Consider the following 11,519-nt stretch of genomic DNA (forward strand, 5'->3'; position numbering starts at 1 on the left):
GGAGATTCCGACCGATGCAGAACGACTCCGATATCATTCGCCTGTTCAACGTGCTCGACACCGCCGCCCTCGTCGAGCTGGGGCTGATTCTGCTCGGCGCAGCGGTCTTGATCATCGTCAATCAGACCCTCGTACCTTGGATTGCAAACCGGCTCCACGGCCGCTATCGGCTCTACCTGTTGGCGATGGTGCCGGTGATGCGCCTGATCATCATCGTCGTCGCCTTTGTCTTGATCGTGCCTGTGATCATCGATCCGTCGCTTCAGAACATGGTCGCCGTGCTAGGCACCCTGGGCCTCGCGGTCGGATTCGCATTGAAGGACTACGTGAGCAGCCTGATTGCAGGCGTCGTCGCCGTGATCGAGATGCCCTATCGGCTCGGCGACTGGATCGAGATCAACGGCGCCTACGGAGAGGTTACGAAGGTCGGCATGCGAACGGTTCAGATCGTCACGCCGGAGGATACGCGCGTCTCGATCCCGCACCTGAAGCTCTGGAACGACTCCATCTTCAATGCCAACAATGGCGGACCCGAGTTGCAGTGCGTGGCGGATTTTTACCTCCACCCTTCGCACGACGCCGGCGCGGTCATGCAGGCTCTTCAGGACGTCGCCCTGACCAGCCCATATCTTCAGCTCGATCAGCCGGTCGCCGTCGTGGTTTGCGAGCGGCCGTGGGGCACGCACTATCGGCTGAAAGCCTATCCGATCGACCCGCGCCAGCAGTTTCGCTTCGTCTCAGATTTAACGGTCCGAGGCAAGGCGATCCTGGGACAGCTCGGGGTGCAGCCGAGCGCGGTGGCGAGCGTCGCGAGGGAGAGCGCCCAAACGAATCGCGGCGGGCGATGATCCTGGATCCGGCAGTCGACCGCTTCGTGCCCCATGCTCAGGGTTTGATGCGATTGACGATCCCGGAGATTTAACGCGTCACCCGCCGGGTGACGGCCGCGACGGCCCATTGAGCACGCCCGAATACCTAGTACCTCGTTCAACCTTATTTTGCATGCTCAGAGCCCCCCAAAGGCGTCAGGGCAAGGCACAGACCGCGGGGAATGGTGCTATTTCCAATGGCTGTAACGCTGCCCTGGCGCCTCTGGGGGCTCCCGAAGGGCGAGAATCCTTGGAGAACACCGATAACAGATCCGTGGGCGAGTCGGTATGGCAATTGAAATCCGCAACGGGCGAGGTGACGCCGTGAACGCTTTGAAGCAACCTCCATGGCTTGAAACCGCAGAAGGCAAGATGCGGCGGGTCGGCGTCGAGCTGGAAATGAGCGGGCTCGAGCTCGATGCGCTGGCCGAATGCGTGGCCGGATTCTTCGATCTCGAGATCAAATCGCACGGGCGTTACGAGCGCGTGCTCGAAGGCGATCCGGCGGGCGACTGGATCGTCGAGCTGGACTACGACCTGCTCAAACGACTCGGCCGCGAGACCCACGCCGACGACACCCTGGAGGGGGATCTCGGTCGGGCGGCAGAAGGTGCGCTCGCCTGGGCCGCGGAGGCGATCGTTCCCGTCGAGGTGGTCGGCCCGCCGCTGCCGCTGGCGCGGCTCGGGGAGGTCGAAGGGCTCATCGCTCATCTGCGCGAAGCAGGAGCGAAAGGCACCTCCGACAGCCTCGTCAACGCCTTCGGCATGCAATTCAATCCAGAGGTGCCCGCCACCGATTCGGACACCATCGCGGCCTACTTGAAGGCATTCCTGTGTCTGTCCGACTGGTTGGTCGAGCGTGCGGACATCAATTTCGCGCGCAGGGTCACGAGCTATGTCGATCCCTTCCCGTCGGATTACATCCGCAAGGTGATCGCCTCTGATTACCGCCCTGATCTGTCCGTGCTGATCGACGACTACCTTGCCGAGAACCCGACCCGCAATCGCATGCTCGACATGCTGCCGCTGTTTCTCCATCTGGACGAGGAGCGTGTGCGCAAGGTCACGCAGGATCCGCTCGTGAAGGCGCGGCCCACCTTTCATTACCGTCTGCCCGATTGCGAAATCCACAAACCGGACTGGGGCTTGTATCTCGCCTGGAACGACTGGGTGGAGGTGGAGCGATTGGCCGCCGATACGGCGCGTCTGAACGGCTGCTGCGCCGCCTATCGCAACTTTCTCGATCGCCCGATCGAGCGCTTGCTCGACGCTTGGAAGGACACTCTGGAGGCCGAGTGGCTCGAGCGCCCCTAATCGCCATCACCGGACCCGCGCGCGGCGCCTTCGGCCCTCGCCTGCTGGTCGCCCTCGCGGTACGCCTCTATGGCGGACGGCCCCTGCAGGTTCGCCCGGGCGACGCCCCGAAGACATTGCACTATGACGGCGTCGTGGTGACCGGCGGTCACGACGTCGAGCCCGTGCTCTATGCCGCCGAGCCCGAGGTCGAACCGAATTACGATCGGGCACGCGACGCGTTCGAAACCGAGGTGATCCAAGATGCGCTCGACCGCGGTTTACCTCTGCTCGGGATCTGCCGGGGTGCGCAATTGCTCAATGTCTGCCGTGGCGGATCCTTGTTCCAAGATCTGCACTCGCATCGGCACAAGACATCTCATCGCTGGACGATCTTTCCGCTGAAGACCCTCTGCGTGGATGACGCAGCCACGCTGATCGCCCGCCTTCTGGGCTTTGGTCGTCGGCGCATCAACAGCCTGCACAATCAGGCCATCGACCGACTGGGGGAGGGTTTGCGCGTCAGCGGGCGGGATCTCGACGGCATCGTCCAGGCGATCGAAGACCCCCAAGCGGAATTTTTGGTTGGCGTACAATGGCATCCGGAGTTTCTGATCTATTTGTCGTGTCAGCGTGCCCTGTTCCGCGCGCTCGTCGAACATGCGCGCGCCCGGGCGTGACCAAGCCGGCTTTTGCGCTATGCTTCCGCTGGGCGAGCTGCCCTTGGGCGATCGGTCGCGACATCCACGGCAAGGGCGGTGATCCGACATGGCACGGCGAGAATCCAAAACCTTATCGTTGGCACTCGGGAGCGGCGGCGCTCGCGGACTCGCGCACATCGGAATCATCGAGTGGCTGACCGAGCACGGCTATCGGATCGGCTCCATCAGCGGCGCCTCGATGGGCGCTTTGGTTGGCGGGATCTATGCGGCCGGCGAGCTCGATGCCTACAAGCGCTGGGTATGCGCGCTGCGCCGCGGCGATGTCCTGCGGTTCGTGGATCTGGCCTTTAGCGGAGCCGGTCTGATCAAGGGCGATCGCATCATCGATGCCTTGCGCTCGATGGTCGGCGAGCATTCGATCGAGGATCTGGCCATAAGCTATACCGCCATTGCCACCGACATCGATCGACAACGCGAGGTCTGGATCTCGCAGGGGCCGCTCTTCGATGCCATTCGCGCATCGATCGCCGTGCCCGGCGTCTTCACACCTCATCACTATCGCGGCCTGACGCTGGTCGACGGAGGACTCCTCAACCCGGTACCGATTGCGCCGACCTTCCGCGACTTTACCGACCTGACGGTTGCGGTCAATCTCAATGCGCAATCGGCCAACACAGACGAGCCAACCGATGACGATACCGGCACAGAGACCCGGAAAGACACACCGGCGGGGTTGAAACCGAACGGCGAGACATCGAGCGAGCTGAGCTATCAGGAGCGAATTCGTCAGTTCTTGGAAGACATCGGTGACAGCTTGACGGCGAGCGACGAGGGGCAAATCGGGGTCTTCGACCTCACGCTACGCTCATTCGAGACGATGCAGAACGCGATCGCGGCGGTCAAGCTCGCGGCTTATCGGCCTGACGTCGTGATCAACGTCCCACGCGACGCATGCTCCGCGCACGAATTCCATCGCGCGGAAGAGCTCATAGCGTTGGGCTATCGGCTGGCCGAAGAGGCGATGCGTTCGTGCACCAAGTAGGTCGGCTCTATACCGCACACGCCGAACCCCGAGGAGGAGACACATGCACGCCGCCCGGGACGGCTACCTCTTCGAGAGGGTCGCCATCGCACGATGCGAGCGGCCTGCAGCGAAACCGTTTCACGGCCCGGCCTCAAGGCTTCGGCAGAAACGGCAACAACTGCTCGACTGCAGCCGCATCGTCGAATTCGGTTCCGCCCACGGCGCGGATGATCACCCGACCCTCAGTGTCGACCACGAAGCTGGTGGGAAGGCCTTTCACGCCCCAGTCCTGCGCGGCGCTGGAATCGGTGTCGAGCAGGAGCGGAAAGGTCGGTGCCGGATCCAACTGACCGGTGAAGGCGAAGACGGTGTCCATGTCCTCGCCGACGTCCACCGCCAGGACCGTCAGGCCGCGTGCGTTCAACTGCTGATAAAGCCGCTCCATGGATGGCATCTCGCGACGGCACGGCGGGCACCAGGTGGCCCAAAAGTTCACCAGGACCAAACGGCCTTTGAGATCGGCGAGGTCGTGCTCGACCCCGTCGATATCCTCAAGGCGCAGCTGCGGCGCCAGTGCGGGATCTTCGATCACCGTGAGCCGGTGACTCAGGGGCGGCAGATCGGCGGCGGCGCCAGTGCCGACGGCTCCGACGCAGAGGAGAATGGCCGGCAGGACCGAGAGGCCTACGCGGATCCGGTCAATCGGTGCATCGAACATCGTCGAGTGTCCCCTCGTAGGATTGGTCCGCGATCGTCCAACGGGCGACCAGGTCGAAACGACTGCCCGGCGGCAACCCCGTGGCCAACATGCCTTGATTCCACTCCCCGGGCGCATAGGATTGCTCAGCGGGAAATTGCGCCCAACGAAAAGCGAGCTTCGCCGAATCGGGCACGCCGCGCGTCGACCATTGCGTCAGCCAGTCCTCCAGCGGCGCAAGGCTCCGGGTCTCTCCCTCGTATCGGACCTCCCAGTCCGCCAACCGAAAATCGAGCTCGCCCGGCGCCGCGTCGTTGCGCAGTACGGTCATGTAGACACACGCCTCGGCGAAGACATTCGCGTCGGCCAAATCGAAGCCGCGGGCGACATAGAAGGCACGCACCTGGTCGGGCAGGAGCTGGGTGAGCGAGACGAACACCCCGTGGGCTTGTGTCTCGAAGGTGGCCGCACCTGTTTGCGGGTCGATACGGACGGGTTCCGCAAGGCTCGGAGTACCACCGACGACGACCAGAGCGACCGCCACCGAAGCGGTGCAGATGGAACGGCGACGGCGGCACCTCATCTTCGCGCCGTTTTCAGGAATCAGTCGCACGGGGTTTCGCTCTCCACGCTCTGGCCGTCGGCCGCTGGGCCACCCGAACCCTATACTGACCGCTCGCGAGTGCTTGAACAACCCCGCCGGCATCAATCCCTTTGACTTACTCCGAAGGCGCGGCGAGATAGCTTTCGGACTGCATCTCCATGAGCCGACTGAGCAACCGTTCGTGCGCAAAATCGATCAAACCGCCCGAGTAGAGCCGATCGATGGGGGCGGCGGTCGAGAGAATGAGCTTGACGCGTTGGTCGTAGAACTCGTCGACCAGATGCAGGAACCTCCGCGCCGCGGCCTCGTGACTAGGCCCCAGCATCGGAACCCCGGAGAGCAGGACGGTGTGAAACTCGCGGGCGATCTCGATGTAGTCCGACGCAGACCGGGTGCCGCCGCAGAGTGCTTCGAAATCGAACCAAATCACGTCCGCACTCTGGCGACGCACCGGAAAGGTTCGGCCATTGACCGAGAAGGCATCGGATCCGCCTTGATGCCCGCCGGTGAGACGATCGAAATAGTCCGCCAAGGCGCGATCGGTTTCTTCCACACCGCACTCGTTCACGACAAAGAACACGCCCGTCCGGGTCAGTGCGCGCAATCTGTAGTCGTTGCCCCCGTCGAGCTCGAAGACGTGAGTATGACGCTTGAGCAGATCGATGGCCGGCAGGAAGTTCCCGCGCTGCAGGCCGTTGCGATACAGCTCGTCCGGGCGGGTGTTGGCGGTGGTGACCAACGTCAGCCCGCGTGCGAAGAGTGCGTTCAGGAGGCCATGAAGGAGCATGGCGTCCGTGATGTCGGTCACCAGAAACTCGTCGAGACAGAGGACGCGGACCTCCTCGCACAAACTCTGAGCGATTACCTCCAACGGGTCGGGCTGCTTTGGCAGGCGCGACATCCGATCATGCACGTCGCGCATGAAATGATGAAAATGGATGCGGCGCTTGCCCGGCAGCTCCAGATCCTGAACGAACCAATCCATCAGGTACGTCTTACCGCGACCGACCCCGCCCCAGAGATAAAGGCCGGGGATCGGGGTGATCGCGCCGCCGCGCCGACCGGCCAGACGCCCGATCAAACCGCGCCCGAACAAGCCTCGATTGACCTGACGCGGCGGTGTCTTCAGAAGAGATTCATGCAAACCGAGGAGCAGCTCGCTTGCCTCGCGCTGGGCGGCGTCGAGCGGTTTGAAATCGGCCATCGGTCAGATCCTGGCCAGCCAGTCACCGATACGCCGAACCCCTTCGTCGAGATCCTCGATCACGCGCGTATAGGCGAAACGGACATGGCGACCCGCGGCGTGACGGCCGAAGTCGTGGCCGGGCGTCAGGGCAACACCGGCCTCTTCCAGCATCCGGCTCGTGAAGGTCATGGAGTCGATCTCCAGGCCCTCGGGCAAGCGGGCGTAGAGGTAGAAGGCACCGCTCGGCTGCACCGGGATCCCGAACCCGAGACCCCGCAACGCGGGCAGCAGACGGTCGCGTCGCCTCTGAAACGCCAGACGGCGCGTCTCCAGGATCTCGATGGTGGCCGGATCGAAAGCAGCCAGAGCGGCGCACTGTGCCGGTGTGTTGGCGGCGATGAAAAGGTTCTGCGCCATCCGCTCCATGACCTCGACGGCGTCCTCGGGACCTGCGAGCCAGCCGAGCCGCCAGCCGGTCATTCCGAAGTATTTCGAGAAGCTGTTGATCACATAGAGATCGCTCGAGCCGAGCGCGAGCGCGGTGCGATCCGGCACCTCGTAGGTCAGACCCTGATAGATTTCGTCGACAACGAGTGCCGCGCCGCGGTCTCGACAGAAGGCATGGAGCTCGCTCAGTACCTCCGGCGCAATCGAGGAACCGGTCGGATTGGACGGCGAGGCGACCACGAGGGCACGCACGCCCGGGGTCCAAGCGGACTCGGCGAGCGCGGCCGTCATCTGATAATCGGTCTCCGGACCCACGGGTATGGCGATCGGCTCGACCCCCATGAGCTGCAAGACCTGTCGGTAGCAGGGATAGGACGGATCGCAGATAAGCACCCGGTCACCCGGCTCGAGTAGGGCCAGAAACACGAGCTGAAGCGCGCCTGAAGCCCCGGGCGTGACCAGGATGCGCGCGGGCCCGACCGGCGTGTCGTACCGATCGGCGTAATAGCCGGCGATTGCCCGACGGAGCCCGGGAAGACCCCCGGCCGAGGTATAGCGGGTATGGCCGTCGGCCAAGGCGCGTCGCCCGGCATCCAAAATGGGGCCGGGTGTCGGGAAGTCCGGTTCGCCGACCTCCATGTGGACGATGGAGCGTCCAAGCGCCTCCAGCTCGCCGGCGCGTGCGAGCAGACGCATGACATGGAAGGGCTCGACGCGACGGGCCTGCTCCGACAAGCGGCTGACGGCAGAGGTCGGCATCCCGCGGCTCGACTCAGACCCGACCAAAGGCGGCGCGATGCAGCCGATCGAGCGTCTCGAGATCCACCATGCCACTGTCGCCCAACTCACCGATGAGGGCACGTGCGGGGCGATCCGGCTCCCCGAGCTGATCCACCACCAGCGGCGCATCGCTCAGGTTTTGCCCTGCCGTATAGTCGTTTACCGTGACCAAAAGGGCGCGTAATCCGGCGCCCAGGGCGGAGCGAACCCCGTTGTCCGAGTCCTCGACGGCAACGCAGTCTGTCGCGTCGAGCCCCAGCTCGGAGAGGGCCAGCACGAAGATGTCGGGCGCGGGCTTCTTCGCAGGCACGACATCGCCGGCAGCGATCACCTCGAACCAATCTCGCAGTCCGGGCTCCCCCGCGTTGTCGAGCAGCACGCTGACATTCTCCGGTGTCGTCGTGGTCGCGATCGCTAACCGGACACCCGCAGCGCGCGCCTCGCGCAACAGGCGCAGCACACCCGGTCGCAGCGGAATCGCTCCGCCTTCGAGCAGCGAGACATAGTGACGGGTCTTCGCGCGGTGCAGTCCGGCGATCATCTCCGCCGCGTCGAGCGACGGATCGAGACTGATCCCCTCCTCCGCGATGTAGGTCGCGATGCGCTCCTTGCCGCCCGTCACCCGCAGCAGCTCGCCATAGCGCTCCGCGTCCCAGACCCAATCCAAACCGGCCTCCGCAAAGGCCGCATTGAAGGCCGGGCGATGTCCGTCCCGCTCGGTGTCGGCGAGCGTGCCGTCGACGTCGAAGATCAGTGCTTTGAAGCCAGGCATGCGTGGACTCCTGCAGCCGTCATGAAAAAGGCCGCCAATGCGGCGGCCTCGTCGCGAACCGTCGCGGATTGCGGATCAGTCCTTCATGCGGTACTTGTCGTGGCACGCTTTGCAGCTTTCCCCGAGTTTGCCGAAGGCGTTCGAGACCTCGACCTCGTCCCCTCCGTCAGCAACCTTGGCAAGGTTGTCCGCGGCGGCGACGAAGTTACCGGCGATCTTGCCCACGTCGTCCATGTTCTCGAAGAGGTCAGGCTTGACCCGCGTCTTGACGTTGCCCACGTCCTTCTCGGTACCCGGCCCGAAGAGTGCGCCCATTCCGGAGTTGGCGATGGCAGCGATCGCGTTGGCAGCCGCGGCGACCTGCTCGGCGTTATAGTCGCCCTCCAGGTTCGACTTGATCTTACCCATGTTCCAGCTCATGAAGCTGTAACCGGCCTGGCGATATTGGATCTGCTCCTCGGGCTTGAGATCGGCAAGGGCCGAGCTGGCGATGCCCAGGGCGGCGATCCCGAGGACGGTGCTGGCTAGGATTCGGTTCATTCGGCTGTCTCCATGTTGGTTTGATTTCCGCGCCCGACGGATTGTGGGGGAGCCCGGCGGCAAATTCCAGGGCCCCGCCGGTCGACAGCTGCCGCTGACCGAGCATCCAAGGCTGGCGCATGATAACCCATGATCGCCGGTGTGCCAGCCCGAGCGAAGCGGCCGGAGCGGCTCTCACGGGTGAGCGACCTGGATAGAATCGGCGGCAAGATCCCGATCGGTTTTCGGCCTGCTCCGATCGGCACCGAAGACAGGGATCCAACGCAGCGATCCAATCTCTTTCGAAATGAGGTTCCATGAGCGTTCAACTCACCCGATCTCTGGCGACACTCCTCGGCGAAGTCGAGCGGCCCGGCGACTTCCACGCGACCGGCACCATCGATATGCATCCGCCGCGCATCCAGGTCGAGGGCGTCGGCGCCCTGTCGCTTCCGCTCCTAGCCACGCAGGCGGAGGCGCTTGTCGCCCAAGCCGAGCAGGCCCCGTACGGCCGCGGCACCGAAACCCTGGTCGACACCGGGGTGCGCCGGACCTGGCAGATCGACGGCGCGCGGGTGCAGATCTCGGGCAAGGCATGGGCGAAGGATCTGGAGACCATGGTCGCCCAAGCAAAGGCCGGACTCGGCGTGAACGGAGCGGTCTCGGCCGATCTCTACAAGCTGCTGGTCTACGATACCGGCAGCTTCTTCATCAGCCACCGCGACAGCGAGAAGGCGCCCGGCATGTTCGCCACGCTCGTGGTCGTCCTGCCTTCGGAGCATCGCGGCGGCGAGCTGCTGGTGCGTCATCGGGGTCGCGAGGTGCGCCTGGATCTGCGTCGCGACGAGCCCTCGGAGGTCGCTTTCGCGGCCTTCTATGCAGACTGTCTCCATGAGGTCCTGCCCATCGTCTCGGGGTATCGACTGGCGCTCATTTACAACCTTATTCGCACCGGAGAGGATCAGCCGCTCGGACCGCCGGACTATGATCGCGAGCACCAATGGGCGGTCAAACTGCTGCAGGCCTGGGGCACGCCCGCGGCCGGCGAGTCGGACGAACCGACCCTCACGAAACTCATCTATCCGATGGAGCACGCCTACACACCGGCCGAGATCGGGTTCGACCGGCTCAAAGGCGCCGATGCGGCCGCCGCGGGTCTCTTGGTCGGGGCCGCGCGTGAGGCCGATTGCGACCTCTATCTCGCACTGGTCTCGATCGAAGAATCCGGCTGGGCGGAACATACCGGCGGCGGTTACTGGGGCCGTGACAACGAGGATGATTTCGAGGTCGGCGATGTCGACGAGAGCCGCCAGATCGTCGATACCTGGCGCCATCCCGACGGCAGCCATCCCGACCTGGGTCCATTGCCCTTCGAGCTGGAAGAGCTTTCCCCGCCAGGCGCCTTCGACGACATCGAGCCCGACGAGCTTGAGTTTCAGGAGGCCACCGGCAACGAAGGGGCCAGCTTCGATCGGCTCTATCAGCGCGCCGCACTCGTCGTCTGGCCACGCACCCATCGCGCCGCCGTCCTCAGCCAAGGCGGATTGGAGGTCAGCGTTCCTTTCCTCGGCGAGCTGGTCCGGCAGTGGCGAGAGGCCGGTGCGGACCTGCAGGCGCAGCTCCGGGAGGAGGCGCATCTCCTCGCTGAACGGATTCGAATCGACTGGCCCGACGCGAGCTGGATCCGACGCAAGGCCAGCGCGGACGGCGCCACGGCGGCCTATTTGAACCACCTGACAGCCTTGGGCGACCTCGCCGAGATCGACGCCTTTGCGGGCGGACCGATCGCGGCCGGGGCCTACGGGCAAAACGAAAATCAGGCACTGGTCGAGGCGCTGGCAAGCCTCGCGCCCGAGCGGGCGCACCGGCTGATCGACGCCATCATCGCGGGGAATGCAAAAACCAACCCGGCCGCCTGCGCCGATCTACTTGCCCGCGCAGCAAACCAGGTCATCGAGACCGGGACCGGGACGGCCGAAACCTTGCGTCCGGCCGCCGAGGCGCTCGTGCGCGCCCTCCCCGGCCCACGCACCACCCGATCTCCTATCGATTCTTACCGGTATCTCGACGAAACGACCGGCACGGAGCCGACCGGTGCTATGGTCGCGAATCTCCTGAGCGGGCTGGAGCACATCGATCCCGATCTGGCGCGACGGGCCTTCGAGCATCTCCTGCAGTATCCCGACCGCTACGACATCGACCGGATCCTCCTGCTCGCAGCCCTGACCTTGCACGCCGGCGAGACGAGCCGCGAGCTCCCGTCCGTACAAGCCTTGCGTGGTCTGGCGCTCGCACATCTGCGCCGACGCATCGCCCAACCCTTGGAGCCCCCTTCCGACTGGCGACGACCCAACCAGGTGACCTGCACGTGCGCCAACTGCCAAGAGCTCAGTCGCTTCCTGGCCGACCCGACTCGACCGGAATGGGCCTTCCGAGCCGCTCAACGCCATCGCGATCATGTCGCGGCTTCGGTGCGAACCGATCGCTGCGACCTGGATCTGGTCACCGAACGACGCGGCAGTCCGCACACGCTGCGCTGCACCAAGAACCAAGCGAGCTACTTACGCCGGGTGGCGCAGAGAGAGGGGGACTTGGCGCATTTGGCGCAACTCGGCGAAGCCGATCGCTCCTGAGGTGATTTCCGACTAAGGAACTGCCACCGGGTC

The 11,519-nt window shown here is 64.5% G+C and carries 11 protein-coding genes; 5 read left to right on the top strand and 6 right to left on the bottom strand.

What is annotated here, in order from left to right:
* Positions 1-14: 14 nt before the first annotated feature.
* The 4 genes from LT988_RS00445 to LT988_RS00460 all read left to right on the top strand — a co-directional run bounded on the left by LT988_RS00445 (position 15) and on the right by LT988_RS00460 (position 3,866).
* Positions 15-848 carry a mechanosensitive ion channel family protein gene (locus LT988_RS00445; protein ID WP_232408317.1) on the top strand — a complete coding sequence of 278 codons (834 nt, stop codon included), beginning with the start codon at positions 15-17 and terminating at the stop codon, positions 846-848.
* 345 nt (positions 849-1,193) lie between these two features.
* A complete protein-coding gene (locus LT988_RS00450) occupies positions 1,194-2,183 on the top strand; it encodes an amidoligase family protein (RefSeq protein ID WP_232408318.1) in 990 nt (329 codons plus the stop codon).
* Complete coding sequence (locus LT988_RS00455) at positions 2,165-2,842, top strand: gamma-glutamyl-gamma-aminobutyrate hydrolase family protein (RefSeq protein WP_232408319.1); 678 nt, start codon at positions 2,165-2,167, stop codon at positions 2,840-2,842. The genes LT988_RS00450 and LT988_RS00455 overlap by 19 nt, the downstream gene beginning before the upstream one ends.
* An 88-nt stretch (positions 2,843-2,930) precedes the next feature.
* On the top strand, positions 2,931-3,866 hold the full coding sequence (locus LT988_RS00460) for a patatin-like phospholipase family protein (protein ID WP_232408320.1): 936 nt from the start codon (positions 2,931-2,933) through the stop codon (positions 3,864-3,866).
* A 133-nt stretch (positions 3,867-3,999) separates the two neighbouring features.
* On the opposite strand, the gene LT988_RS00465 is transcribed toward LT988_RS00460, so the two are convergent.
* From LT988_RS00465 to LT988_RS00490, 6 genes are all read right to left on the bottom strand, one after another.
* Entirely contained in the window at positions 4,000-4,566 is a 567-nt protein-coding gene (locus LT988_RS00465) for a TlpA family protein disulfide reductase (protein WP_232408321.1), read from the bottom strand.
* Positions 4,547-5,158 (bottom strand): hypothetical protein, encoded by a 612-nt coding sequence (locus tag LT988_RS00470; RefSeq protein ID WP_232408322.1) that lies wholly within the window; start codon positions 5,156-5,158, stop codon positions 4,547-4,549. The genes LT988_RS00465 and LT988_RS00470 overlap by 20 nt, the downstream gene beginning before the upstream one ends.
* Before the next feature lie 106 nt (positions 5,159-5,264).
* Complete coding sequence (zapE, locus tag LT988_RS00475) at positions 5,265-6,353, bottom strand: cell division protein ZapE (RefSeq protein ID WP_232408323.1); 1,089 nt, start codon at positions 6,351-6,353, stop codon at positions 5,265-5,267.
* Positions 6,354-6,356: 3 nt separating this feature from the next.
* Positions 6,357-7,541, bottom strand: a complete 1,185-nt coding sequence (locus tag LT988_RS00480; RefSeq protein WP_232408324.1) for an aminotransferase class I/II-fold pyridoxal phosphate-dependent enzyme — start codon at positions 7,539-7,541, stop codon at positions 6,357-6,359.
* A 13-nt stretch (positions 7,542-7,554) separates the two neighbouring features.
* The gene (locus tag LT988_RS00485) at positions 7,555-8,334 is read right to left on the bottom strand and encodes an HAD family hydrolase (protein ID WP_232408325.1); all 780 of its coding nucleotides are present in this window, start codon (positions 8,332-8,334) and stop codon (positions 7,555-7,557) included.
* A gap of 75 nt (positions 8,335-8,409) precedes the next feature.
* Positions 8,410-8,874: a c-type cytochrome gene (locus LT988_RS00490; protein WP_232408326.1), complete on the bottom strand. Its 465-nt coding sequence runs from the start codon at positions 8,872-8,874 to the stop codon at positions 8,410-8,412.
* 296 nt (positions 8,875-9,170) lie between these two features.
* Between LT988_RS00490 and LT988_RS00495 the strand changes: the two genes are divergently transcribed.
* A complete protein-coding gene (locus tag LT988_RS00495) occupies positions 9,171-11,486 on the top strand; it encodes a 2OG-Fe(II) oxygenase (protein WP_232408327.1) in 2,316 nt (771 codons plus the stop codon).
* Positions 11,487-11,519: the final 33 nt, after the last annotated feature.

Source organism: Thiocapsa bogorovii, assembly GCF_021228795.1.
In the GTDB taxonomy this organism is placed as follows: Bacteria; Pseudomonadota; Gammaproteobacteria; order Chromatiales; family Chromatiaceae; genus Thiocapsa; species Thiocapsa bogorovii.